This window comes from Bacillus sp. ISL-7, assembly GCF_018613065.1.
Genome location: NZ_JAGGQW010000031.1, coordinates 111,310 through 137,085, shown reverse-complemented (window position 1 = coordinate 137,085; position 25,776 = coordinate 111,310). Strand labels below are relative to the sequence as shown.

Sequence of the window (25,776 nt, the reverse complement as noted above, 5' to 3'; positions counted from 1 at the left end):
CAGGTGGATGTAAATGGAGAAAATTTTAGAAGTAAAAGATTTAAATATTTCATTTCATACTTTTTCGGGTGAAGTTAAAGCTATTCGTGGCGTAAGTTTTGATTTATATAATGGTGAAACCTTAGCCATTGTGGGTGAATCAGGTTCCGGTAAATCTGTAACAACCAAATCAATCATGCGTTTACTTCCTGAGCAAAATTCAGAAATTAAAAGCGGCCAGATTCTATTTGATGGCAAGGATTTAACAAAATTAAAAGATAAAGAAATGCAAAAAATCCGTGGAAAAGATATATCAATGATTTTTCAGGATCCGATGACTTCTTTAAATCCAACGATGAAAATTGGCAATCAGATTATGGAACCGCTTATCAAACACCAAAACATGAGCAGACACGCTGCAAAGGAAAGAGCAATTGAATTATTAAAGCTAGTTGGTATTCCTAAGGCAGAGTTACGTGTAGATCAATACCCGCATCAGTTCTCAGGTGGTATGAGGCAAAGGGTTGTTATCGCTATTGCTTTGGCATGTAACCCGAAAGTTCTCATTGCAGATGAACCGACAACAGCGCTTGACGTTACCATTCAAGCACAAATTCTTGAATTAATGAAAGATCTTCAAAAGAAAATCGATACATCGATTATCTTTATTACACATGATCTTGGTGTAGTTGCTAATGTAGCCGACCGTGTTGCTGTTATGTACGGAGGGAAAATAGTTGAAATTGGAACTGCTGATGAGATTTTCTATAATCCCAAGCATCCATATACATGGGGATTAATCAGTTCAATGCCTGATATGGACACCCAAGATGATGAACTATTCTCGATCCCGGGAACACCACCGGATTTATTAGATCCACCAAAAGGGGATGCGTTCGCGCCACGTAATCCATTTGTTATGAAAATTGATTTAGAGCAAGAGCCGCCTTTCTTTAAAGTTTCTGACACACATTATGCAGCAACATGGCTGTTACATCCTGATGCACCAAAGGTTAACCCACCTGAGGCTGTAAAAAGACGCCAAAATCAATTTGCAGGAAATACTCCAGTAGCTACTCTAGAGAAAACGAATCAAGGTCAATTCCCTGGAATAAAGGAGGGGAAATAAATGGCTCAAAGAGAAAAATTACTTGAGATTAAAAATTTAAAGCAATATTTTAATGAAGGTAAAGTGAACGAAGTAAAAGCAGTAGATAATGTCTCTTTTGATATATTTAAAGGTGAAGTAATGGGATTAGTAGGAGAGTCTGGTTGTGGTAAATCAACAACAGGTCGAACAATAATCCGTTTATACGATGCTACTGGCGGCGAAGTTTTATACGATGGAGTTAACGTCCACGGTAAAAAGTCTAAAAAACAATTAAAAGATTTTAATCGGAAAATGCAAATGATATTCCAAGATCCATATGCGTCATTAAATCCGAGATTAAAAATAGCTGATGTTATTGCCGAGGGAATTGATATCCATGGCTTGGCAAATTCAAAAAAAGATCGGATGGAGCAAGTATATGAGCTCTTAGAAACCGTTGGCTTGAATAGAGAGCATGCGAACCGCTATCCTCATGAATTTAGTGGTGGTCAGCGTCAGCGAATTGGTATTGCACGTGCCCTTGCTGTTCAACCAGAATTTATCATTGCTGATGAACCTATTTCAGCGTTGGATGTTTCTATCCAAGCGCAGGTTGTTAACTTAATGAAAAAACTTCAAAAAGAGAAAAACTTAACCTATCTCTTCATTGCCCATGATCTTTCAATGGTAAAATACATTAGTGATCGTATCGGTGTTATGTATTTTGGTAAAATGGTAGAACTTGCACCTGCCGATGAACTTTATAAAAATCCACTGCACCCGTATACACAATCACTTTTATCAGCGATTCCTGCTCCAGATCCAATCAGTGAACGGACACGGAAACGGAAATCATATGATCCAGCTAGTCATAACTACGAGCCTAATGAATCAGTTGAATTTAGAGAGGTGACTCCTGGTCACTTTGTTCTATGCTCGGAAAAAGAGTTCAAACAATACAAAGTACAATCTAAATAAAACAAAAAAAACGATCTCGCTGCGAGATCGTTTTTTTTTGTTTATTATTTCTTATTGCCCCCGACAGTTTTCCATCCAGTCTGGTATTTAGCACTTTCATCAACAAATTCACTTCGATTTTTACCACCAAACACTTTTTCACCAAAACTGTTTGTAATAACACCCATTAGGGCAGTAATTCCTACAATTAGTAAAGCAACAATAGTTAAATCCAATATGTATGCTCCCATAGTATTAACCCCCTTCATTATCAGCTGATTTGAATATTCGTAGCACGATATTAATATCCCTCCTTTATTGTAAAAGAACTTACCGTTTATTTAAAGTGGAAATTAAATAACTTTCGATTTGATTTTTAAAATAAATGAATGCGTTTTCACTGCAAATTTTTAATTGAGAATAGAATTTTGGTTTATCGTTTTTTGCCGTAGAGAAATAAAATTATTAAAGTAGTGAAAACAATTTATTTCTGGATGACAAACTCTTAATTACACATTATAGACGAACATTATAGGAAGAGGAATAATGATTATTGAAAAATTTCAAGATGAAATAATAAAAAAATATGAAACTTTTAGGAGAATTATTCGTCTAATATAGTGATACAACAAATTTTTGAATTGTTTTTCGTCTTACAATATTTTTTGAAAAAAAGATACCCTTTTAAGAAACAGTGGTGTATAATCAATGATATAAATTACTTATTTATAATGATTATTGAAAGATGATTTAACTTGATTATAATAAATTGGTTTAATAATTCAATATACGGGATATATCAATAAATAGACGCAAATAAAAGAGGAGTGTGAAGATCGAATGGTTACACTATACACTTCACCAAGTTGTACATCATGTAGGAAAGCCAAATCATGGTTAGAAGAACATGAAATACCATACACAGAGAGAAATATTTTCTCCGAACCATTAACAATGGAAGAGATAAAAGAAATACTTCGGATGACTGAAGATGGTACGGATGAAATTATTTCAACAAGATCAAAGACATTTCAAAAATTAGACGTTAACTTAGATGCAATGCCGCTTCAGGATTTATTTGGATTAATAAAAGAGAATCCTGGTCTCTTGCGCAGACCGATTATAATCGATGAAAAACGTTTACAAGTTGGATATAATGAGGATGAAATCAGACGATTCCTCCCAAGAAGAGTCCGAACGTTTCAGTTGCGCGAAGCACAGCGTATGGTTAATTAAATAAATAGGCCTTCTTTTTGGAGGTCTTTTTTTGTATATAAAAAATAATATCGTTGTGGTTTCTATTCCACTTTGCTACAATATAATGAAAATCTTAACTAAGTTGAATAGGTATTAACACGGTTTTTTAGATTTCAGCCTTTTTTATTTCCCTTATTAGTACTTTTAACATAAAATAAAAGTACACAAGTATTTACTTTTTTACACCCTTATGAAAATTTTTTTGAAATTAAGTAAATGCTAAGGCAGTATCTGCTTGGGGGTATTTAGTCCCTTCAATCTGGAAAACGGAAGGGAGAGGTTTTTAATGGAGATTGAACGCATTAATGAAAATACAGTGAAGTTTTACATTTCATATGGTGATATAGAGGAAAGAGGCTTTGACCGTGAAGAGATTTGGTACAATCGCGAACGTAGTGAAGAACTCTTTTGGGAAATGATGGATGAAGTCCATGATGAGGAAGAATTTGTTATTGAAGGTCCTCTTTGGATTCAAGTCCAAGCACTTGATAAAGGCTTAGAGGTTCTGGTTACCAAAGCACAGTTGTCAAAAGATGGAGAAAAGTTTGAACTCCCCATTCCTAATGAAAAAATAAAAGATTTTCCTGCTGATGATAAGATTGAAGATCTTTTGGATCATCATTTTAATCGCAATCATTCAGATGAGGAAGATATAATTCTTGAGGAAGAAACGTTAGAATTCCTCATTGGCTTTAAAGACTTTGAGGATGTTATTAGCTTATCTAATCGTTCAGGATTGGATGATTTAGTGACAATGCTGTATCATTTTGAAGGAAAATACTATTTATATATTGAATTTCCTGAAGACTTATTTGAAGAAGATGAAATTGACGATATATTAAGTATTTTGCTTGAGTACGGTTTTGAAACACAACTTACCATTCATCGTATTCAAGAATATGGTAAAGAAATAATTTCTGGAAATGTTTTTACTGAATTACGAAAACATTTTCGCTAATTAATGTACCGATTTCAATATTGAAATCGGTATTTTTAACATTAACTGTTTCCTGAAAAAACTCGGGTAGGTGAGGGCACTGAAAAACACAGTAAGGGTTATTATATTTTTGGCGGTATTATCCGTACTATTGTTTTTCTTTAAGGATCGATTAGCAAGTGGGATCTTTGGAGTCCTAAGTGTTTTGGTTACACTGTCAGTTATTTTTATTGGCTTTGTTATTTTCCTTGAGAACCGCCACCCAACTCAAACGATCACTTGGTTAGTAGTTCTAGGTAGCTTTCCTTTGGTTGGTTTTATTTTTTACCTCCTTTTTGGCCGAAATTATCGGAAAGAAAAGATGTTTAGGAAGAAGTATTTCTTAGATAAGCAAGCGTTTTTGACAGTTGAAGGTGAGGATGATCCAAGAAGTGATGAAAAGCTTAGCTTAATGGGGGAACACCAAGGTAAATTATTCAATTTGGCTCAAAAACTGGGGAATAGTCCAATTTCCTTTGATACCTCCACAAAAATCTTAACAAATGGAGAAGAAACATTTCACCATATCTTAGAACAACTAAAAAAAGCTAGGCATCATATCCATCTTGAATATTATATTGTTCGTCACGACCATATTGGTCAAGAAATTAAAAATATTCTTATTGAAAAGGCCCATCAAGGTGTAAAGATTCGTTTCTTATATGACGCAGTGGGTTCTTGGCAGTTGTCCAAGTCTTATATAAACGACCTAAGAAATGCAGGGATAGAAATGGTGATTTTCGGGCCTGTAAAACTGCCTTTTTTAAATAATAAATTTAATTTCCGTAATCATCGTAAAATGATCATAATAGATGGGACGATTGGATTTGTTGGCGGGCTCAATATTGGAGATGAATATTTAGGAAGAGATAAGAACATTGGTTTTTGGCGTGATACGCATTTAATGCTTCGTGGGGAAGCTGTTCGAACACTTCAGCTAATTTTTTTACAAGACTGGTATTACATGACTAATCACAGTTTCCTAACAGCCGAATACTTATCACCCCAAAATGATAATGAAAGTCACGGTGGTGTTCAACTCATCGCTGGAGGGCCTGATAACGAATGGAGTGTTATCAAAAATATCTTTTTCTCAATGATTGCAAGTGCGGAAAAATCAGTTTGGATTGCTTCACCGTATTTTATTCCAGATGAAGATATCTTTTCAGCAATAAAAGTTGCAGCACTAAGTGGTATAGACGTACGCCTCCTAGTACCCAATAAACCTGATAAACGGATCGTCTTTCATGCATCAAGATCTTATTTCCCAGAGCTTTTAGAAGCAGGCGTTAAGGTATATGAATACCAACGGGGCTTTATGCACAGTAAGATTGTTATCGTTGATCATGAACTAGCCTCGATTGGAACATCCAATATGGATATGAGGAGCTTCCATTTGAATTTTGAGGTAAATGCATTCTTATTCCGTACTAAAAGTACTCAGAAGCTAGTTGATGAATATATTAATGACCTTGAATATTCTAAACAGCTGGATAAAACAATTTTTCATGAAAGACATCTGGGTTTAAGAGTACTTGAATCAACAGCTCGGTTACTATCGCCCTTACTCTAAGAAGCCATGATAAAAAACTCGTCGAATTGGCGAGTTTTTTTTGCTATTAAAAGGAATTAATGATAATTATAGCGAATTATGATAGTTGAAGGAGGCGAGAAATAATTGTTAACAGCACAAACAAAAATTGGTGAAAAAATCTGTCTAGGGCTTGATTACAAAAAAGACACTCTTTTGGCCCTTCGCAGCAAAGAAGAATTTTTTTGCCCTATTTGTGGGGAAAGTGTTTTGCTAAAATTAGGAGATCAGCGGATTTTTCATTTTGCCCATAAGCAGGGGGGAGCTTGCCGTGATTTTTATGAAAGCGAATCGAATTACCACATGAAGGGAAAACGTCAACTCTATCAGTGGCTGATAAGACAAAAGATTCCTTCCGATTTAGAGTACTATGATAGGGATATTCAACAGCGACCTGATATCATGTTCAATTATAATGGAAAGAAATACGCGTTAGAGTTTCAATGCTCAACCATTCCAGAGAGCATTTTTATTAAGCGGACGAATTCATATCTTCAGAATGGGTACATTCCACTATGGATTCTTTCTAGCAACAAAATAATCATTAAAAAGAGGAATATCGTTGCATTGTCAAACTTTCAGTACTTATTTTTACGGACCACTACTTCTGGAAAGTTCTATATTCCATCATATTGCCCCGAAAAACAACAATTTCATTTGGTTGAATCAATCACTCCCTATTCCACAAAAAATGCCTTCGCTAATCATTCCTTTTATCCTATAAAAAAAATAGACTTAAGTGATTTATTGGAACCCAAAATGGGCAATGAGTTTAATCTATCAAGCTGGAATAGTGAAAATGAAAAATTTAATCTAAATTGGGCTCTTCATCCAGGGAATCAGCATAAATCTTTTTTTCATGAAATATATAACAAAAACCTTAATCTTTTCTTATTACCGCCAGAAATTGGTCTTCCCGTCCATCACGCACTACTTCTCCAAACACCACCGATCATTTGGCAAACGTATTTTTTATAGATATAATCGCCGACAAAAGCCCCGATGATTTAATATCCCTATATGAAATTAAATGCCATTTAAATAAGAGAATTAAGAAAAATGAAATCATTGTAAGAAATTTATCACAGCTTGAAAAAGTGAATCCGATATTAGCCATTTTCGATTACCTTTTACTGTTAGAGCAATTGGGTTTGATATCAAGAAAAGGAGATACTAGTTACCAATTGAAACGGAAGATATCGATTCCAAAGTCCAATCGAGAAAGAGAGGGAGCGAAGCTGATATTTTTTCAAAAATATCAGCGAATCCTTTTAAATAAATAAATGAAAATATGTATAAGGGCATACTATATAAAAGTGTAAATAGTTTCCTAGCTGCTAATTGTGAAAAGGAGTTTGAAAAGATAAGGAGAATATAATGTAATGATCATTTCTTTAAGTAGGGCGAATATAGAATGGAGGATGAAAGATGGCAAATGAAACTGCAGTAAAATCGCTGCCAGCACGAAGCGAAATCCCTGAACAAGATACATGGAAATTAGAAGATATTTTTTCGAGTGACCAGGAATGGGAAAAAGAGTTTCAAGAGGTAAAAGCTCAAATCCCAGGGATTAAAGAATTCGAAGGGAAATTAGGGGAAAGTGCAGAGACACTGTATCAAGCACTTCAGTTCCAAGACAAGCTGTTAGAACGAATTGGAAAGCTTTATACATATTCACATATGCGCTATGACCAAGACACGACGAACTCTTTTTACCAGGGCTTGGATGACAGAATGAAAAATCTATATTCACAAGCAGCCAGCCAGTTGGCTTATATTGTTCCAGAAGTTCTCTCGCAAGACGAGAGCAAAGTAACTAGCTTCTTAAATGAGAAACCAGAACTAAAATTATATGAGCATGCTCTAGCTGAAATTAATTTGCAAAGACCACATGTCCTAACAGCGGAGCAGGAAGCATTGCTAGCTGAAGCGAGTGAAGTGATGGATGCTTCTAGCAATACGTTTGGAATGTTAAACAATGCGGACCTTCAATTTCCATCTATCAAGGATGAAAATGGCGAAGAAGTAGAAATTACTCATGGCCGTTATATTCGCTTTTTAGAAAGCTCAGATCCTAGAGTAAGACACGATGCGTTTAAAGCCGTTTATAAAACGTATGGTGAATTTAAGAATACATTTTCAAGTACATTAAGTGGAAATGTGAAGAAGGATAATTTTAATGCACGTGTAAGAAAATATGATTCAGCTAGACATTCAGCCCTTTCCGCTAATAATATACCAGAGAGTGTTTATGATAACCTTGTAAATACGGTAACCGATCATCTTCATTTATTACATCGCTATGTAAAGCTTCGTAAAAAAGTGCTTGGGCTTGATGAGCTTCATATGTACGATTTATTTACTCCACTTGTGAAGGATGTAAAAATGGAAATTAAATACGATGAGGCTAAGGATTTAGTCATTAAAGGGTTAGCCCCATTAGGCGAGGAATATTCGAAAATATTAACAGAGGGCTTTGAAAATCGCTGGGTTGATGTGCATGAAAATAAAGGAAAGCGGAGTGGGGCTTATTCTTCAGGAGCATACGGTACACATCCGTATATTCTAATGAACTGGCAGGATAATGTAAATAATTTATTTACGCTTGCCCATGAATTTGGCCATTCTGTTCACAGTTACTATACACGGAAATCACAACCATATCCTTACGGTAACTATTCTATTTTCGTTGCTGAAGTGGCTTCAACCTGCAATGAAGCACTCCTAAATGACTACTTATTAAAAACAATTGATGATGAACAAAAACGAATATACTTACTCAATCATTATTTAGAAGGCTTTAGAGGCACCGTGTTCCGTCAAACCATGTTTGCGGAATTTGAACACATCATCCATCAAAAGGCACAAAATAACGAGGCATTAACAGCGGATGCATTAACGGAAAGCTATTACGAATTGAATAAAAAATATTTCGGTGATGAGGATATTGTGATTGATGAGGAAATCGGATTAGAATGGGCGAGAATTCCTCATTTTTATTACAATTATTATGTTTACCAGTATGCAACTGGTTTTAGTGCAGCCACTGCATTAAGCAAGCAAATTTTAGAAGAGGGCGAGCCAGCAGTCAAAAGATACATTGACTTTCTAAGTTCGGGAAGTTCAGATTATCCAATTGAAGTGCTGAAAAAAGCTGGTGTAGATATGACAAGTGCAGAGCCAATCAAAAATGCTTGTAAGGTATTTGAAGAGAAATTGAATGAATTAGAACAATTGTTATCAAAAGCATAAATAAAGGGGATGGTGCCTGTTGGCAGCCATCCCTTTTAAAATCCTCTGAATCGTTTTCTATCATTAAGGTAAAAAATGAAAATAAAAATGGATACAATCAATATTGGTGTACTAAGCAATAGAGGGAAGATCTTTAATAATGCGAGTACTTGGAGGAAAAAGGCAATCAAAATAAACAGTACCATAATAATGAAAGGGAATTTTCTCATCGAACATGGCCACCCTTTTAAAAAGTAGTTTTCATTCTTCGTACTATTATGTCTATTGTCCATTCCATGAAATTATGATATTTGACAATTATGTGAAATAAAGCACAAACTTATTGTCAGTATCTTTAACCCCATGCTATATTATATACGTGAAGTTGATCACAACAAACATATACCCCTTTGTTTGAACCGTGAAAAATTTCTCCCATCCCCTTTGTTCGTATAATAGAAAAATGCCTTGCAGTATAAAAGCTGCAAGGCATTTTCGTTTTTTTTATAGGATCTGTTAAATTTCAACTCCAATCAACTAGCTATAAAACCAACAATACCCCTTTAACATAGCCTTAAAATAAAAAAATGCCGTTTGCAAACGACATTTTCTATTCTTCGATATATCTCCAAAAGGTTCCATATTTAGCGGGGATTTGTTCAACCACTTGCTTTAATAGTAGTTTCTTCATCTCCCGCTCAATTTGTGAAATAGACATATTATAAACAACGGCAATTTCCTTTGAGGCAACAAATTTAAAAAATTTCATAAATGTTTCTAACGGAGGCGGGGGAGATTGCACTGGTTTTTCAGAGAGCATTTCCTCTAAAATTTGGACATATACCTCATATGGATAAGAACCAGTTATCTTAATTCCTTCATCCTCAACATTTTCATTGAAAAATACTAACGTAGGAATTTCTTGTACATCCATTTCAGATGTGATCTTCAAATCACATTGGAAGGCTTTCGCAGCACTTTCGGAATGGATATCATACATGAATTCCTCCACATCTAAACCTAAACTCTTAGCGCAATCCTTTAACACTTCAAGATTAGAAACATTTAGTTTCTCTAAAAACAAGCCCTCTTGTATTCTTCGCAGGAAACGAAGACCAGCACGTCTCCCTTGCAATTCAGCTGCTTTTAGAGCTATTGAAACTGTAAAAGGAGAATCGACGGGATTTTCTAACCATAGGCTTCCATCACATGACATTCCTGACCTGCTAGCAGTCTTTTCCCAAACTTGAGCGAGATTCTCAAAATTCTTTTTCTTACTCAAATTTAAATCGGCTAATCGACCACTCAAAATATGCTTAATTGAAAAATAACGGCCATATTCGATTTGAAGCTTCTTTAAAATGGGCTCTAATGCCCAACATTCCGGACATAATGGGTCAATAAACATATAAATCTCAATTGGTTTTTTCTCATTTCCGCCACATTGCTGCTTGGAGCCAGAAGATCTTGAACTATTCACGATCTTCACCTAAAACTTCGCCATCAGGCGTGTTAATCATGTGTTGGGCAGTAAGATGAAGTCTTGAATAAAATTCGTCCCTTATTGGACCATTTAAGCCAATTTTGTCCATTGCTTGAGTCATGCAAGATAACCATGCTTTCGCACGTGTTGGAGTAACTGGAAAAGGCAAATGGCGAGCACGCATCATTGGATGGCCATGTTCTTCTGTATACAATGCAGGGCCGCCTAAATATTGAGTTAAGAATTGCTTTTGTTTACGAGCAATTTCTGTAAATTGATTTGGGAATATTGGAGCAAGATCAGGATGTTGTGCAACAAGTCCATAAAAAGTGTCCACAAGATGGTGTAATGTATCTTCACCAATGGATTCAAATGGTGAAAGCTTTCTCTCAATCATGTTGACAACTCCTTTAAAGTATTATGTAGATTTATTTTAACAATGCCTATTTCATATCTCAAATTAATTGCTTTGAAAATGTGAATTTGTCACTCTGAACACATTATTAATGTGTACCAAGTGAGCAATTCTTAATAGAAGAAAGAGGCAGTAGTATGTTGGAAAAAATTCCAAATTGAAACTTCCCTTTAGCTAATTTAAAGAATTTAATCACGGTTTGTTAGTTCGTATTTTTTGCTATAGAAACGGCGGATTTTATTTTCTGTTTTTCGTGTAGGAATCTTAAATTGCTTAAGAAATTTAAGAAAAATTTTTTCTCCAACCTGATAGTTTTCAACCTCATATTCTAATTCATAATCCTCTTCAGTTAGATAAATACTATGGTCCAATACCAGTAAGCCTTGTTTGTAATTGAATTCTACTCTCTCCGTAATTAATGATCCAAAATATTTAATAGTTGAAAAAGAAATTTGGTAGTCCTCGATGAGACGCTGAATGATCCCTGTTGGAAGTCTCCCATGGTGAATGGCGGTAGAGGCTTCCTCTTCCCCTATTATCTGATTCGTCTCTAGCAGCCCTACAGATGCCGGCTGTTTTAAGGTCATTTCGTAGGCCCCGCCCTTTTTACGAATTCTTAGTGCAGAGTCTTTACCTTTTAAATCAAATTCAGGTGTATCAAAGTAGTGGTTTTCTTGTGAGAATATTTGGCTTTTGTCTATCTTGAAATACTTAAGAAGGCCTTCATATTCTAATCTTGTTAGCATATTTTTAAATTCAATTTCAATATTTTGTGTCATACCGTACTTCCTTTCAACTGAGTGTTTTCTTTATTATCTCACTTCCAACTTAAACATCAATCCTTGGGAGAAATGGATGAATTATGCTAAAATAGGTAGGTGAACAATGGAGGTATAGAGATGAAGAAAAATATTGCAATCCTAAAGGCATACATAAAAGAAGATAAACTAATGTTAGAAACAAATGAGCCAATTCTTGAATTGGTTCCTGGGGAACAGATTCTTGTAGATTCTGCCCAATACTCTTTCATTTACTTAATGGAAGATAAAAATGATTATACATATATCGTTTTACATGAACAAATCTGGCCGCTTTTAAAAAATGCACAGGAAAACAAGGTACCTGTCTGGGCTACCTTTAATGATGAGCAAAAAGAACTAATAAATTTTCATGATGAATTTGATTATCTCTTAACAAATATTAAAGGTAATAGTAATTATGGAAAAGAATTGGTTACAAAAGTAGAGGGTATTTTCTTAACTTAATTTGTTTTGAGGTGAAATCATGAAGCATTGGGACCAATTTTTAGCTCCATATAAACAGGCTGTTGCAGAATTAAAAGTAAAATTAAAGGGGATGAGAGGTCAATTTGAACTCGATGCTACTCATTCACCGATTGAATTTGTGACGGGGAGAGTCAAACCAATCGCAAGTATTCTTGACAAAGCGAATCAGAAAGGAATACCACTAGAAAGATTGGAAGAGGAAATGCAAGATATTGCAGGTATGCGTATTATGTGTCAGTTTGTCGATGACATTCATACAGTTGTCGATTTATTACGAAACCGGAATGATTTTGAAATCGTAGAGGATAGAGATTATATATCCCATAAAAAGACAAGCGGGTACCGGTCCTATCATGTTGTCATTAGCTACCCCGTTCAAACGATACATGGGGAAAAGAAAATCTTAGCGGAAATTCAAATACGAACTTTGGCAATGAATTTTTGGGCGACCATAGAACATACGCTAAGCTATAAGTATAAAGGTGTTTTTCCAAGTGATATTCAAATGCGTTTGAAAAGAGCAGCTGAAGCGGCATTTCGGTTGGATGAGGAAATGTCATTGATTCGTGGTGAAATTCAGGATGCTCAGGCCTTTTTTACAAGAAAGAAAGAATTAAAACAAGAAGAAAAGGATTAATTGTCATAACCGTCTTTTGAAAAGCCATTCAAGTCACAAGGAGCAAAAATACTATGAAATTTGCGATAACATCAAAAGGAGATCAAAAATCAAATATTTTAATGCACAAAATGAGGACCTATTTACTTGATTTTGATCTTGTGTACGATGAGGACCAACCAGATATAGTTGTTTCCATTGGTGGTGACGGGACACTCCTTTATGCCTTTCATCGCTATAGCAGCCGTTTGGATAAAACAGCCTTTGTAGGAATTCACACAGGCCATCTCGGCTTTTATGCAGATTGGATCCCAGATGAAATTGAGAAGCTAGTGATTGCGATTGCTAAAACACCCTATCAAGTCGTGGAATACCCATTGTTAGAAGTGATTATCCGTTACTCACATGCAGGGAAGGAATCAAGGTATCTTGCCTTAAATGAGTCAACTGTTAAAAGTGTCGAGGGGACACTCGTCATGGATGTGGAAATCCGCGGACAGCATTTCGAGCGGTTCCGTGGGGACGGCTTATGCGTTTCAACACCTTCGGGTAGTACCGCCTATAATAAGGCACTTGGAGGGGCGATTATCCATCCGTCGATTTCTGCACTCCAAGTGGCTGAGATGGCATCGATAAATAACAAAGTCTTTAGAACAATAGGCTCGCCGCTTATTCTCCCTGCACACCATACATGTATGCTTAAACCGGTAAATCGGTCTGATTTTCAAGTGACCATCGACCATCTGACCTTGCTTCATAAGGATGTAAAATCAATCCAATTTAGGGTGCCAGAAGAAAAAATTCGCTTTGCCCGTTTCCGGCCGTTTCCTTTTTGGAAAAGAGTTCATGATTCCTTTATTTCAGATTGACGAGAAGGGGCCATTATAATGACTTCCCCGTTTCAAATGAAGTGGAAAATTAGTGAAAGCGATAGTGGAAAACTTTTAAGAGAATTTTTAAAAAAGGAAGAGATTTCTCGAACGGCCTTAACGGATATTAAGTTCAAGGGCGGTAGTATCCAAGTAAATGGAGAAGAAGTAAATGTTCGATACAGGTTGGCATTTGGGGATGAAGTAATGGTTATTTTTCCCATGGAGAGTCCTAGCGAGGGACTAAAGGGCGAAGAAATCCCGTTAACGATTCTATATGAAGATAAGTATTTGTTGGTTGTTAATAAACCCGCAGGAATGAATACGATTCCGTCTCGAGAACACCCCGTAAACAGCTTGGCAAATGCTCTTGTAGGCTATTATCAGCGCAGTGGGATACAAGCAACAACGCACATTGTAACTCGGCTTGACAGGGATACTTCAGGGATTGTTCTAATTGCTAAGCATCGCCATGTCCATCACTTGTTCAGTTTGATGCAACGGGGCGGGCAGGTGAAAAGGACATATGAAGCTTTTGCTGGAGGCAGGATTTCACTAGATAGTGGCACGATTACAGCGCCCATTGGCCGCAAAGACGACAGCATTATTGAGCGGGAAGTTCGTGCGGATGGTCAATATGCCTGCACTCATTATCAAGTGATCGAGAAACATATTGCATTTACCTATTTGGAGCTCACACTTGAAACCGGACGAACCCATCAAATTAGAGTCCATATGTCTTATTTAAACCATCCTTTGCTTGGTGACGATTTGTATGGGGGAGACCGATCATTAATTGCTAGGCAGGCTCTTCATTGTAAAAGAATAAAATTTATTCATCCATTTTCAGGAGAGGAAATGATTTTTACTGCACCATTACCGAGGGATATGGGTGAAATTTTAGAGGCTGACTCGCTTTTATAGGAGGCAGCCTTTTTAATTTGAACGTGCGTGCGATCCCGCTTTTTCAATTTCAATCAAATTGCTTAAATTTTTCCTCTACATATGGCATAGTAGATTTAATCGAAACCAATTCCATTTCAGGATATCTTAAGGCGGTTAGGTTTCCTCCGAAGACTGCCCCAGTATCAATATTATAGGTATTATTGATGATTCTTGGCTCATTCACAGGAGTATGTCCGTAAACGATACATGCTTCACCGTGATACTCTTTGGCCCAATCTCTTCTTATCGGTGACCCGTCAGGGTGTTTTTTACCTGTTATATCGCCGTAAAGGACAAATTCTTTGACCTTAGCATGGGATTGTCCGATAAATTCCTGCTTAATCCCTGCATGGGCAATAATAAGCTTTTTGTTGTCTAATACTAAATATAATGGAGCCCTTTCATAAAGTTCGGTGAATTTTTTTCGAATGGATTGCTGCTCTTTTTTATATAATGATTCATATTCGGCAACTGTTGTTTCTAACCCGTGGGCAATCTGAACTTTGTTGCCAAGGAAGAAACGGTATAACTTATTACAATGATTCCCTGGTGTGTAATAGCCTGTTTTTTCTTTAATGACTAACTGCCATACAATTTCGATTACGTTAAGTGAAGCAGGTCCCCGATCTGTTAAATCACCGAGAAATCCCAGCACTCTATTATTGGGATGTCTTGGGATACCGTTCTCCCATTTATAACCAAGTGTAATGGTAAGTTCCTTTAATTCCGTTAAACACCCATGAATATCACCGATTATATCAATTTTCATAAATTCAACTCCCTTATATCGATATTTTTTGCCTAAGAGTTAGTTTTTATAAAAAGGATTCTAATCTAAAACTTTTTTGAGAGGAGTTACACGAATGGAGCAGCAGGTTTCAGTTATTTCTTTATTAATTGTTGTTACAATGGCATTTTTAACACCGATTCTTTTACATCGGTTTAAATTGAATTATATCCCTGTGGTCGTCGCTGAAATTATTATGGGATTGGTAATCGGTAAAAGCGGTTTTGATGTGGTTCATGAAGATATGTGGCTCTCAACCCTATCGACCTTAGGGTTTATTTTTCTCATGTTTTTAAGCGGACTTGAGATAGACTTCACGGCCTTTGCTGGGAGGAAATTGCGTAAAAAGCTTTCCAATGGAAAAAAAGAGCCCAATTCATTTGTAGTCGCGGGGCTAATCTTTGCAGGTATCTTTATTTTCTCCCTGGGTTTATCCTTTTTGTTTGTGATAGCAGGTTTTATTGAGAATGCCTTTTTAATGACGCTGATCATTTCGACCATATCATTGGGTGTTGTTGTGCCTACTTTGAAAGAGGCACATCTGATGAAAACCGTCATCGGACAAATTATCTTATTGGTTGCGGTTATAGCCGATTTAGTGACGATGATATTGCTTGCTGTCTTTGTATCGCTATATGAATCAGGACATGGAAATACGTGGCTGTTACTTATTTTGTTTGCCGCAGGTATCGTTCTTTATTTTCTTGGCAAAAGATTTAAAAATCGAACCTTTATAGAAACACTTTCAACAGGGACCGTTCAAATAGGGACGAGGGCCGTGTTTACACTGATCATCGTATTAGTAGGTCTTTCTGAAACAGTGGGTGCAGAAAACATCTTAGGAGCGTTTCTAGCAGGTGTCCTTGTTTCGTTGTTATCACCGAACCAAGAGCTTGTACATAAGCTAGACTCATTCGGGTATGGATTTTTGATTCCCATCTTTTTTGTAATGGTGGGAGTAAATCTTGATATTTGGTCCCTTTTTAATGAAAAAAAACTCTTATTAATGATACCGCTGCTATTACTGGGGCTGCTTTTATCAAAACTTATCCCCGTGTATATTTTGAAAATTTGGTATGAGTTGAAAACAGTCATTGCAGCGGGTTTTTTACTTACTTCAACACTTTCCCTAGTCATTGCAGCGGCGACAATAGGAGAAAGGTTAGAAATCATAACCCCGCAGATGAGTGGCACATTAATATTGGTTGCTGTAATTACGTCTATTATTACACCGATTGTTTTTAAAAAGTTATTCCCTAAAGAAGTGGTCGCTAATAAAAGGGTAAGCGTGGCATTCTTAGGTGCCAATCAGACCACATTGCCCGTCTCACGAGAATTAAAGTCAGGCTTGTATGATCCAATCTTGTATCATACTCAAATGGAGAAATCAGAAAAGCAAATTGCTAATTCTCTTTTTGACATAGTTGAAATTCCTGATTATTCCATTGAAACGTTGGAGAATACAAACGTCTTTCAATCAGAAGTTGTAGTGATTTCAACAGGTGATGAAAGAGTAAATGCAACACTTTCTGTAGCTTCGAAAGAAAAAGGAGTTTCTAGGGTCATTGCCCGAATAGAAAGTCCTGATTTAGAGGAAAGTTTACGGGAGCATAATATAGAAGTGTTTTCTGCGTTTATGTCAACCAAAGTATTACTCCGGGCATTAATTGAATCACCAACCTTGTTAAATATATTAACAAATCAGGAGACAGGACTTTATGAAATTGTTATGCTGAATAGGCAATTTGATGGGATGTCTTTACGGAGATTTCCTTTTACAGGAGATATCATATTTGTCCGAATTTTCCGTGGTAAGGATTCCATCGTCCCACATGGAGATACAGAGCTGCAAACGAATGACCGCTTGATTGTTACTGGATCGAAGGAATATGTGGATGAACTGAAAAGAGAGTTAGAATTCTGCGAAACCTGTTAAAGTATTTTTGAAAAAATGTTGTTTGATGTGTTGAACTTTTCATTTGTCGTAAATTAGTGTAAAATTAGTACCAAGTACTAATAACTCATGTAATAGTAGGAGGACTTTTTCAATATGAATCTTTCTTTATCTGGAAAAACTTATGTAGTAATGGGTGTTGCCAATAAACGCAGTATTGCATGGGGAATTGCCCGCTCATTGCACAATGCAGGAGCAAGATTAATTTTTACCTATGCAGGTGAAAGATTAGAAAGCAGTGTTCGTGAACTTGCTAATTCGTTAGAGGCTGAAGGTACACTTGTTTTACCGTGTGATGTTACACGCGATGAAGACGTTGCGAAGTGCTTTGCTGAAATCAAAGATTCAGTTGGGGCAATTCATGGGGTAGCACACTGCATCGCATTTGCTAATAAAGAAGAACTAAGTGGTGAGTATATGAACACTACTAGAGAGGGCTTCATGCTCGCTCATAATATCAGCTCATATTCCTTAACAGCCGTAGCGAAAGAAGCACGAGGATTGATGGTTGAAGGTGGAAGCATTGTCACGTTGACGTACTTAGGTGGAGAACGTGCAATCCAGAACTATAATGTTATGGGTGTAGCCAAAGCTTCTCTAGATGCTAGTGTTCGTTACTTATCCGCAGACCTTGGAAAAGATAACATACGTGTAAACTCAATTTCTGCAGGTCCAATTCGAACATTATCCGCAAAAGGAATAAGTGATTTTAATTCAATTTTAAAAGAAATTGAAGAAAGAGCTCCATTACGTAGAGCTACCACTCCAGAAGAAGTTGGAGACACTGCTTTGTTCCTTTTCAGTGATCTTTCACGAGGAATTACCGGCGAAAACATTCATGTTGATTCCGGATATCATATTCTATAAGGATGATGATGAAGGCCCGCATTTGATGCGGGCCTTTTTGCTTGCAGTAAATTTCTTATTTTCCTATGAACGCGTATGGGCCTCTAGCATAAATATAATGTGTAGGATTACGTAAATGGAGGTACAGAGCATGTCGGAAAAGAAAAGTAAAGGACCATTACTCTATATACACCAGCCGTTTGCAAGGACTCCTGCAACTAACATGCAGGACATTTATACGAGCAGACTGGAAGAAGAAGAGCTGATTGAGAAAGAAATGCTGTTAGAGGCTGAAAGCAAAAAGAAAATCTCTCTTTTAAAAAAGGAAATAGTTCAAGATCCAATAGGGACGGAAGGATCTAGATCAGATAATCCAGCAACAAAATCACCAACATCGATTCAGGAAAGACAGCGTTCTCCCTTTAACAGGGTGAAACCCTTTAAAGAAATGGATATTAAAGAACGATTGAATTATTTAATCAACTATCCAAAAGTCCTTCCGCCTCCACCATGCGTTTTTATTACCGAAGAAAAAAACTATCAGGGATACTTAACTGTGTACGATGGTGACGAAGTAACGATTCGATTTCATGATCAATCAACAAATACAGTGCCAGTCCAGGCACTTAAAGGGGTTATCTTGATTGGAATCAAAAAATAGAGACAACAAAAAAGCCAGCCGATTATACCGACTGGCAATATTTTTAATTGCAAATTCCTAAGTTAACATCCGCAATACATTGAACAGCGCAGAAGCATCTTAAGTCAACTGTTATGCAATCGTTACTTGCGCGGAAACGTTCAACTTGACAAACCTTATCGAGGTCAATACAACACTTATCTCCACCTGAAACTAAGTTTACTGGGGTGAAAGTTCCACCTTCACGGCGACCAGGTACTAATACACGAAGTGTAGCACAGCAGTTATCAAATACATCTTCGACACGGAAGTAGATGGATACACATGCATTGTTTTCGGTACTAAAGAAAGCGTGGAATGGTGAACCATCCGCAGTACTTAAAACAAACACTCGAGTATCAACTGGATCTCTCCTTGCTGGTGAAACCAATGTACCAAGTGGCTCATTGAAACAACTGGAACATTCAGGACATTCATCTTCTTCTACAGCATTATCTTGGATATCCTTAATTGCACGGACGACTTCGCAAACACAATTACCTTTATGAAAATCATGATCATTATTTCCACAACCCATTTATTTTTCCTCCTTAATCCGATATACATCTTACATTATTAACATATTTCACAAAGCACTTTTGGGTAACGGACAATAGCCTTGTTTGAGTAAATTAGGCGACAAAAATGTCTATGAAAGGAAGCATGGATACACAACATGAAAATAACTTTATTAAACCTGATTATTCTATCACTTGCGTCTTTTAGGCTAACAAGATTATTTGTTTTTGATAAAATAACCGAATTTATTAGGGGGCCTTTTTTCAATGAAATCAAAGAAGTAGATGAGTATGGTGAAATCGAGGTTTATTATTTACCAAAGGAAAAAGGGGTCAAAAAGTTCTTCGGTGAACTTCTTAGCTGTTATTGGTGTACAGGGATATGGACTTCTATAGGAGTTGTCGGTATATCACTTCTATATCCAATCGTTTCCTACCCTATTATATTAATTTTAGCGGTTGCTGGCATAGCATCAATATTGGAGTCAATTGTACAGTATTTTATCGAAAAATAAGGTGTTTGCTGAGACAAGACCTACATCTTAGTCATATTCTAATACTAGTAGGTATGAATTGATAGCAAGGGAGAGAGAATTAATGAGTCAGAAAAAAAGGAGAAACCAATATACAACCACAACACAAGGTACAGAAACAACACAAGATATAGAAACAACACAATCAACTCACACTTATCAACCGTCAAAATCCATAAAGCAAAAAGGTTCAGGTTGTGGCTGCGGAAAAAAAACTTCTAAATAGGCTTAAGGGGACTGCCAGATTGACTGGCAGTTTTTTTGTTTTACGAAGGAATAAAGATAAATTACTCTTAACTAGTCATAATTTTAGACAATATCGAAAAAACTACCTATAGTGATGGTTAAAAAACGGAATAAGGGATGGGAATCAAATGAAAGCTATTCATCATTGGGTATTATTCGCTTGTTTATTATTACTCTCCTCCTGTAGTCAAAATCCACAGGTTAAGGATAGTCAAATAGCCCTTATGAAAACAACGAATCCTAATCCGATCGTAACCGGGAAAAACATAAGTAAAAATCATGTGAAAGAAATTGAGCATGATGTAAGCGCGTTTCCAGAATTATATGATGTGGCCGTTATAAAAGGGAAAAAAGATACACTAGTGGTATATAAGGTTAAGCATATGCATCGTTTTAGAATGAAAAAAATTGAAAAAAACATCAACAAAATGCTTAAAGAAAAATATCCCAATGATAACTTTACCATTTCAAGTGACTACAAAATTTTCCTCGAAGCAGTGAGACTTGATGAGAGAATGAAAACCTCCTCTAAATTTTCTCATCAAAGGGCTGAAAAACGCTTTAACGACATTGTTAAAATGACGAAAGAAATGAAGTAAGAAAGGAAGAATGTAGATGCCAACGGAAAAGCAGAAAAACATGACGCCTCAGCAGCGCAATTACCAACAGCTTCAGCAGAAACATGAAATTAAAAGGCCTGTTTTGAAGAATTGTATTAAGGCATTTTTTGTTGGTGGACTTATATGTGTTATCGGCCAAGCCATCAGTTACTTTTATATTTACTTTTTTGATTTTACCGAACAGAGTGTAGGAAATCCGACCGTGGCAACAATGGTCTTTTTATCAATGTTACTCACTGGCTTCGGAATTTACGATCGTCTAGGACAATTTGCTGGTGCAGGAAGTGCTGTGCCCGTTACCGGCTTTGGTAATGCCGTAATCTCGGCATGTATCGAACATCGAACAGAAGGCTTTGTTTTAGGTGTAGGTGGAAATATGTTCAAGCTAGCAGGATCGGTCGTGCTCTTCGGTGTTTTCTCAGCTTTTGTTGTTGCGCTTGTTAAAACGCTGCTAGTGATTTGGGGGGTTTTGTAATTGCTAAAAGGGCATCAATCTTGGATATTTACAAATCGGCCAATGATCACAGCTACCGGGGTTACTGGTGGTCCATTTGAAGCCAATGGAAATTTAGCCAATGATTTCGATTTATTATATGAGGACTTATGGATGGGAAAGGAGTCTTATGAAAAAGCCCACCGTTTACTATTAGAAGAAGCAATTAAAACAGCTTTACAAAAAGGGAATGTTGAGAAAGAGCAGATTCAATTTTTATTTGCTGGAGACTTAATTAATCAAATTACGCCAACCAGTTTTGCGGCAAGGACAATGCAGATTCCATACTTTGGTCTGTTTGGGGCTTGCTCAACGTCCATGGAAGGGCTGGCCTTAGCCTCTTTTGTGGTAAATTACCAGGGAGCAAAATACGTACTTACGGGTGCTTCAAGCCATAATGCAGCAGTCGAAAAACAGTTTCGATACCCAACAGAGTATGGAGGTCAAAAGCCTCCGACTGCACAATGGACGGTAACAGGTGCAGGGGTAGCACTTGTGCAACCAAATGAATCTGGAAAGATGCACCCAGTAACAACTTCGGCAACGATTGGAAAAGTCATCGATATGGGATTAACCGATCCGTTTAATATGGGCGGCGCGATGGCACCAGCAGCAGCTGATACAATTATGGCCCATTTCCGCGATCTTCAATTAGAACCCTCATATTATGACTTGATTGTCACTGGTGACCTTGGCCGAGTTGGTCATGATACAGCTTTCGAGTTAATCAATAAGAGTGGACTTCAATTAGAACGAAAACAATTTCAGGATTGTGGTTTATTAATGTATAAGGATGATCAGCCTGTACAATCGGGGGGAAGCGGTGCGGGTTGCTCAGCCACAGCCTTGTATGGGCATTTCCTGAACCAAATGAAAAAAGGTACATATAAACGAATCTTAGTAGTTGCGACGGGGGCTCTGCTATCCCCGCTCAGCTTTCAGCAAAACGAATCGATACCATGTATTGCACATGCTGTAGCCATTGAAATGAATGGAGATAAGGGGTGATCCTATGCTAGCGATGTTTTTCTGGGCATTTGTTATTGGTGGGCTAATCTGTGTTCTAGGGCAGCTTTTATTTGATGTTGCCAAGCTTACACCTGGTCATACACTAAGTTTGCTCGTTGTCATTGGAGCTATATTAGATGGTTTTGGACTGTATGAGCCACTAGTTGACTTTGCAGGGGCAGGTGCTACCATTCCAATTACCAGTTTTGGAAATTCATTAGTCCATGGGGCACTTCAGGATGCAGAGAAACATGGGCTAATAGGAGTACTGACCGGGATGTTCCAAGTGACAAGTTCCGGTATCTCTGCAGCGATTATTTTCGGTTTTATTGGTGCACTCATTTTTAAACCTAAAGGGTAAATGAATCATTTTTAAAACTCAAATTACTGAAATAGATGTCGCGCCTACACACAGTATAAAGTAATTTCATATGTTATTAATGAGATTACAGAAGTGAGGTGACATTCTATGTGCTTTGGATATGGCGGCTACGGCTACGGTGGTGGATACGGGTACGGTTCAACTTTTGTGTTAATCGTCGTATTATTCATCCTTTTAATCATTGTTGGTGCAAGCTTCTATTAATAAACAGTAAGCTTGTATTAATAGAAAGGGTTGGCCAAAAAAAGTGGCCAGCCCTTTCTTTACTTGTTTAGCGTATGCGCTTAAGGGCTCGTACGCTTTTCCTATTTAATTCACCATTTTCCCTTTCCTTCATACAATAAAGTAGTTTATGAAGGAGCGTGATCTTTTACCATGGATAATGGATTTTTTAAAAACATTGAAAAGAAAACGGGCGTTAATATGAAAGATATCTTAGATTTAGCCAATTCATTACAAAATGCGAATTTTAAAGATGAAAAAACAGTCCGTAATGTAATTCGTCGGGTTTCTCAAATTGCCAATAAACCGGTAAATAAAGAAATGGAAGATCAAATTGTAAAATCAATCATTAACGATGGAAAGCAGCTTGACCTTAATACAATTTCGAATATGATCAATAAAAAGTAAAAGAAGAAGACCACTTTCCTAAGTTTTAGGAATCGGTCTTCTTCTTTTTAGTAAGAGAAACTAGGAACCTTGAGCGATTTGCTTTTTTCCCTCGTCTATTTTGCGGAATAGAAATAAACAGCTGCTCTTTTGCACGGGTCATCGCCACGTAAAATAGTCTTCTTTCTTCTTCGAGTGCAGTAAAGTCTCCATTTCGATAGGCTTCCAGGGCAAAATCATGCGGAAGGCTGCCATCGACTGAGCCGATCATATATACGGTATTGTATTCAAGGCCTTTTGAGCGGTGGATTGTACTTAGGTTGATTGCTTCATGAAAATGTTTACTCAAATTTTTGATTTCTTTGTTCATCGCCGACATATGCTCGGAATGAGCTAGAAATGCTTGAATTTTGTCGAAACTTTTTGCAGCTACCTTTAAATCCTTAAGATCGTCCGATCCTTTTTCAAGTTTATTCGATTCATTTCCGCGTTTTTTCAGAAAATCAAGAAAGCCGATATCTTTCTCAACCCTTTCAATCGCAGTGTGAGGTGAAGAATGCTTTAACCCTCGAATAATCGTGACAGCTTTTTTTAATTTCTTTTCCTGAAATGCATGGGCTGTCGTTAAGTGTGCGAGTGCCTCAAGAAGACTGCAGTCTTTTAGGATACTTTGTGCTTTTAATTCTTTTAGGACTGCCTGCTTTAAAAATAATAATGGTAAAATGTCTGACATTGCTTGCGTGTCATCTTCATTTAAACTCACCTTTAGAAATGCAAGGGCGCTTCTCACAATATAGCGTTCGTAAAAAGCCTCTGCATCCAAATCGATTTTAAAAGGAAGGTTGGAGCCAGCCAGTCTTTCAAACACCGCGCGAGAACCTGCATTGGTCCGATAAAGAATGGCAAAGTCTGAAGGATTTGCACCAAGTGAAATCCTCTCCTGTATATCGGTAATAATCATTGTTGCTTCTTCCTCTTCATCATAGGGGAAAAATAACTGTGGGAGTTTTTCTGATGAAAACTGTGCTTTCATTTTCTTTATTCTTCTCATTTTATTAGCTGCAATCATTTGATTAGCAGCCGAGACAATTTCATGAGACGATCGATAATTTTGATCAAGTGTGACCATTTTGGCATAGGGAAAATCTTTTTCAAATTCTAGCAAATAGCTTGGGTCACTACCCCGAAACGAATAGATCGCTTGATCATCGTCGCCAACGGCACAAACATTTTTATGTTTTCTGGATAAAAGTTTGATCAGCTCATACTGGACCTTATTAATATCCTGAAACTCGTCAATTAAAAAATAATGAAACCGATTTTGATATTGTTCAAGCAGGGAAGGGGTGGTGGTAAACAGTTGATAGCAGCCTATTAGCATATCGTCAAAATCAAACAGACCTTCTTTTCTCTTATAGTCTTCATATCTTTTATATAAAAAGACTGCTTTTTCTTCCCATTCGGTGGTGGGCTTTACTTCATCTGGCATCAGCAGAGAGTTTTTCCATAATCCGATTTGCTGAAGAGCTAAATCATAGGCAAATTCTTTTTCGGACAAGTCGAGTTCTTTGCCAGCTTCCTTCAGGATTTTGTCTCGCTGCCATTCTTTTTTTAGCAGCTTATTTGAAGACCAATTAATTGAATCATGGAACATTAGAATGCGATAAAAAATACTGTGAAAGGTTCCGGTAACAAGCTGATTGATTTTATCTCGTTTCATTAGCGGATAGGAAAGCAGACGGTTCTTCATTTCAGCAGCAGCTTTTGACGTGAATGTAACGAGCATGATTGTCCTAGGGTCGATGTGTTTGTCATCTAGCATAAACGCTGTTCGTGCTGTTAACACTCGAGTTTTGCCACTCCCTGCACCAGCAAGGACTAATAAGGAGCCTTCTGTCTCCATAACAGCAGCAGCCTGACTTCCATCAAGAACAACTCCACTGTCTGCAAGTTGCTGTAAATACGGTGAGCGCTCCTCATGCTTGTCACTAATTGTTTGTTTAAACGCAACCGTATATTCAATATTTATAGACTTTTTGAAAAGATCCACGCTTTGCGGGATCTGTGTAATGGTTCTACCCTTTGGGATGTTAAATCCGTTCACTTCGGAAGATTGTTGTGAATCTACTTTTTCCATTATTACAGTGGGTTCTGGGCAATGTATTTCAGGTGAATGTGTATGGAAAAAATGGGGGTTCTTCTGAATTCCTAAAAACAATCGAACGTTCCCTTTGCATACAGGGCAGCTCAGTTGACCATTTTTTCCGGCGAGAAATATTTTTTGATATTGATCCCTGCTTAATTGTTCAAGGACAATATTCTGATTTTGATAAATTGCTGTTTTCATAATTTTTACCCTCTATATCAAAAAATCAAGACATGTTCTATCATATCAAAACCTGAGGG

General features: G+C 37.0%; 29 protein-coding genes. 22 read left to right on the top strand and 7 right to left on the bottom strand.

Annotated features, from left to right (window positions below; genetic code table 11):
• Nucleotides 1–13: 13 nt before the first annotated feature.
• Together J7E66_RS09870 and J7E66_RS09865 are read left to right on the top strand one after the other, a co-directional pair.
• Nucleotides 14–1,108 (top strand): ABC transporter ATP-binding protein, encoded by a 1,095-nt coding sequence (locus J7E66_RS09870; protein WP_214999620.1) that lies wholly within the window; start codon nucleotides 14–16, stop codon nucleotides 1,106–1,108.
• On the top strand, nucleotides 1,109–2,047 hold the full coding sequence (locus tag J7E66_RS09865) for an ABC transporter ATP-binding protein (RefSeq protein ID WP_214999618.1): 939 nt from the start codon (nucleotides 1,109–1,111) through the stop codon (nucleotides 2,045–2,047).
• 44 nt (nucleotides 2,048–2,091) lie between these two features.
• Here J7E66_RS09865 and J7E66_RS09860 read toward each other — a convergent pair whose 3' ends face one another.
• Nucleotides 2,092–2,277, bottom strand: coding sequence for a hypothetical protein (locus tag J7E66_RS09860; RefSeq protein ID WP_088086078.1), 186 nt, complete (start codon nucleotides 2,275–2,277; stop codon nucleotides 2,092–2,094).
• A 589-nt stretch (nucleotides 2,278–2,866) separates the two neighbouring features.
• On the opposite strand from J7E66_RS09860, the gene spxA reads away from it, so the two are divergent.
• The 5 genes from spxA (at nucleotide 2,867) to pepF (ending at nucleotide 9,102) form a co-directional block, all read left to right on the top strand.
• Nucleotides 2,867–3,262 (top strand): transcriptional regulator SpxA, encoded by a 396-nt coding sequence (gene spxA / locus J7E66_RS09855; protein ID WP_026566143.1) that lies wholly within the window; start codon nucleotides 2,867–2,869, stop codon nucleotides 3,260–3,262.
• 307 nt (nucleotides 3,263–3,569) lie between these two features.
• On the top strand, nucleotides 3,570–4,241 hold the full coding sequence (mecA, locus tag J7E66_RS09850) for an adaptor protein MecA (RefSeq protein WP_214999616.1): 672 nt from the start codon (nucleotides 3,570–3,572) through the stop codon (nucleotides 4,239–4,241).
• Nucleotides 4,242–4,320: 79 nt separating this feature from the next.
• Nucleotides 4,321–5,832, top strand: a complete 1,512-nt coding sequence (cls, locus tag J7E66_RS09845; RefSeq protein ID WP_214999991.1) for a cardiolipin synthase — start codon at nucleotides 4,321–4,323, stop codon at nucleotides 5,830–5,832.
• A gap of 105 nt (nucleotides 5,833–5,937) precedes the next feature.
• On the top strand, nucleotides 5,938–6,828 hold the full coding sequence (locus J7E66_RS09840) for a competence protein CoiA (RefSeq protein WP_214999614.1): 891 nt from the start codon (nucleotides 5,938–5,940) through the stop codon (nucleotides 6,826–6,828).
• A 450-nt stretch (nucleotides 6,829–7,278) separates the two neighbouring features.
• Entirely contained in the window at nucleotides 7,279–9,102 is a 1,824-nt protein-coding gene (gene pepF / locus J7E66_RS09835) for an oligoendopeptidase F (protein WP_214999612.1), read from the top strand.
• 589 nt (nucleotides 9,103–9,691) lie between these two features.
• On the opposite strand, the gene J7E66_RS09830 is transcribed toward pepF, so the two are convergent.
• The 3 genes from J7E66_RS09830 to J7E66_RS09820 form a co-directional block, all read right to left on the bottom strand.
• Nucleotides 9,692–10,561, bottom strand: coding sequence for a ClpXP adapter SpxH family protein (locus tag J7E66_RS09830; RefSeq protein WP_246869707.1), 870 nt, complete (start codon nucleotides 10,559–10,561; stop codon nucleotides 9,692–9,694).
• A complete protein-coding gene (locus tag J7E66_RS09825) occupies nucleotides 10,554–10,961 on the bottom strand; it encodes a globin domain-containing protein (RefSeq protein ID WP_168242505.1) in 408 nt (135 codons plus the stop codon). The genes J7E66_RS09830 and J7E66_RS09825 overlap by 8 nt, the downstream gene beginning before the upstream one ends.
• Before the next feature lie 206 nt (nucleotides 10,962–11,167).
• Nucleotides 11,168–11,758 (bottom strand): CYTH domain-containing protein, encoded by a 591-nt coding sequence (locus J7E66_RS09820; RefSeq protein ID WP_214999610.1) that lies wholly within the window; start codon nucleotides 11,756–11,758, stop codon nucleotides 11,168–11,170.
• A 120-nt stretch (nucleotides 11,759–11,878) separates the two neighbouring features.
• Here J7E66_RS09820 and J7E66_RS09815 point away from each other — a divergent pair, with 120 nt between their 5' ends.
• The 4 genes from J7E66_RS09815 to J7E66_RS09800 are packed head-to-tail and all read left to right on the top strand — an operon-like array spanning nucleotide 11,879 to nucleotide 14,674.
• A complete protein-coding gene (locus tag J7E66_RS09815) occupies nucleotides 11,879–12,244 on the top strand; it encodes a UPF0738 family protein (RefSeq protein WP_214999609.1) in 366 nt (121 codons plus the stop codon).
• 19 nt (nucleotides 12,245–12,263) lie between these two features.
• Nucleotides 12,264–12,902 carry a GTP diphosphokinase gene (gene yjbM / locus J7E66_RS09810; RefSeq protein ID WP_214999607.1) on the top strand — a complete coding sequence of 213 codons (639 nt, stop codon included), beginning with the start codon at nucleotides 12,264–12,266 and terminating at the stop codon, nucleotides 12,900–12,902.
• A 53-nt stretch (nucleotides 12,903–12,955) separates the two neighbouring features.
• On the top strand, nucleotides 12,956–13,750 hold the full coding sequence (locus J7E66_RS09805) for an NAD kinase (protein WP_168242509.1): 795 nt from the start codon (nucleotides 12,956–12,958) through the stop codon (nucleotides 13,748–13,750).
• Between the two features lie 18 nt (nucleotides 13,751–13,768).
• A complete protein-coding gene (locus tag J7E66_RS09800; RefSeq protein WP_214999605.1) occupies nucleotides 13,769–14,674 on the top strand; it encodes an RluA family pseudouridine synthase in 906 nt (301 codons plus the stop codon).
• A gap of 49 nt (nucleotides 14,675–14,723) precedes the next feature.
• Here J7E66_RS09800 and prpE read toward each other — a convergent pair whose 3' ends face one another.
• A complete protein-coding gene (gene prpE / locus J7E66_RS09795; RefSeq protein ID WP_214713168.1) occupies nucleotides 14,724–15,464 on the bottom strand; it encodes a bis(5'-nucleosyl)-tetraphosphatase PrpE in 741 nt (246 codons plus the stop codon).
• Between the two features lie 94 nt (nucleotides 15,465–15,558).
• Between prpE and J7E66_RS09790 the strand changes: the two genes are divergently transcribed.
• The 3 genes from J7E66_RS09790 to J7E66_RS09780 all read left to right on the top strand — a co-directional run bounded on the left by J7E66_RS09790 (nucleotide 15,559) and on the right by J7E66_RS09780 (nucleotide 18,943).
• Entirely contained in the window at nucleotides 15,559–17,418 is a 1,860-nt protein-coding gene (locus J7E66_RS09790; protein ID WP_214999603.1) for a monovalent cation:proton antiporter family protein, read from the top strand.
• Between the two features lie 114 nt (nucleotides 17,419–17,532).
• Entirely contained in the window at nucleotides 17,533–18,303 is a 771-nt protein-coding gene (gene fabI / locus J7E66_RS09785; protein WP_214999601.1) for an enoyl-ACP reductase FabI, read from the top strand.
• A gap of 130 nt (nucleotides 18,304–18,433) precedes the next feature.
• The gene (locus J7E66_RS09780) at nucleotides 18,434–18,943 is read left to right on the top strand and encodes a CotO family spore coat protein (RefSeq protein WP_214999599.1); all 510 of its coding nucleotides are present in this window, start codon (nucleotides 18,434–18,436) and stop codon (nucleotides 18,941–18,943) included.
• Nucleotides 18,944–18,986: 43 nt separating this feature from the next.
• Here the strand turns inward: J7E66_RS09780 and J7E66_RS09775 are convergent, their stop codons facing one another.
• Nucleotides 18,987–19,499 (bottom strand): CotY/CotZ family spore coat protein, encoded by a 513-nt coding sequence (locus J7E66_RS09775; RefSeq protein ID WP_214999598.1) that lies wholly within the window; start codon nucleotides 19,497–19,499, stop codon nucleotides 18,987–18,989.
• Nucleotides 19,500–19,637: 138 nt separating this feature from the next.
• On the opposite strand from J7E66_RS09775, the gene J7E66_RS09770 reads away from it, so the two are divergent.
• From J7E66_RS09770 to spoVIF, 8 genes are all read left to right on the top strand, one after another.
• Nucleotides 19,638–19,994 (top strand): DUF1360 domain-containing protein, encoded by a 357-nt coding sequence (locus J7E66_RS09770; RefSeq protein ID WP_214999596.1) that lies wholly within the window; start codon nucleotides 19,638–19,640, stop codon nucleotides 19,992–19,994.
• Nucleotides 19,995–20,076: 82 nt separating this feature from the next.
• On the top strand, nucleotides 20,077–20,238 hold the full coding sequence (locus J7E66_RS09765; RefSeq protein ID WP_214999594.1) for a hypothetical protein: 162 nt from the start codon (nucleotides 20,077–20,079) through the stop codon (nucleotides 20,236–20,238).
• 148 nt (nucleotides 20,239–20,386) lie between these two features.
• Nucleotides 20,387–20,857: a sporulation protein gene (locus J7E66_RS09760; protein ID WP_214999592.1), complete on the top strand. Its 471-nt coding sequence runs from the start codon at nucleotides 20,387–20,389 to the stop codon at nucleotides 20,855–20,857.
• A 16-nt stretch (nucleotides 20,858–20,873) separates the two neighbouring features.
• A complete protein-coding gene (gene spoVAC, locus J7E66_RS09755; RefSeq protein ID WP_214999589.1) occupies nucleotides 20,874–21,353 on the top strand; it encodes a stage V sporulation protein AC in 480 nt (159 codons plus the stop codon).
• The gene (gene spoVAD / locus J7E66_RS09750) at nucleotides 21,354–22,379 is read left to right on the top strand and encodes a stage V sporulation protein AD (protein ID WP_214999587.1); all 1,026 of its coding nucleotides are present in this window, start codon (nucleotides 21,354–21,356) and stop codon (nucleotides 22,377–22,379) included.
• 4 nt (nucleotides 22,380–22,383) lie between these two features.
• On the top strand, nucleotides 22,384–22,740 hold the full coding sequence (gene spoVAE, locus J7E66_RS09745) for a stage V sporulation protein AE (protein WP_168242521.1): 357 nt from the start codon (nucleotides 22,384–22,386) through the stop codon (nucleotides 22,738–22,740).
• Nucleotides 22,741–22,848: 108 nt separating this feature from the next.
• Entirely contained in the window at nucleotides 22,849–22,965 is a 117-nt protein-coding gene (locus J7E66_RS09740) for a YjcZ family sporulation protein (RefSeq protein ID WP_098528384.1), read from the top strand.
• 171 nt (nucleotides 22,966–23,136) lie between these two features.
• Nucleotides 23,137–23,391: a sporulation-specific transcription regulator SpoVIF gene (gene spoVIF / locus J7E66_RS09735; RefSeq protein WP_214999585.1), complete on the top strand. Its 255-nt coding sequence runs from the start codon at nucleotides 23,137–23,139 to the stop codon at nucleotides 23,389–23,391.
• A gap of 25 nt (nucleotides 23,392–23,416) precedes the next feature.
• On the opposite strand, the gene J7E66_RS09730 is transcribed toward spoVIF, so the two are convergent.
• Nucleotides 23,417–25,717 (bottom strand): UvrD-helicase domain-containing protein, encoded by a 2,301-nt coding sequence (locus tag J7E66_RS09730; protein WP_214999583.1) that lies wholly within the window; start codon nucleotides 25,715–25,717, stop codon nucleotides 23,417–23,419.
• Nucleotides 25,718–25,776 lie beyond the last annotated feature (59 nt).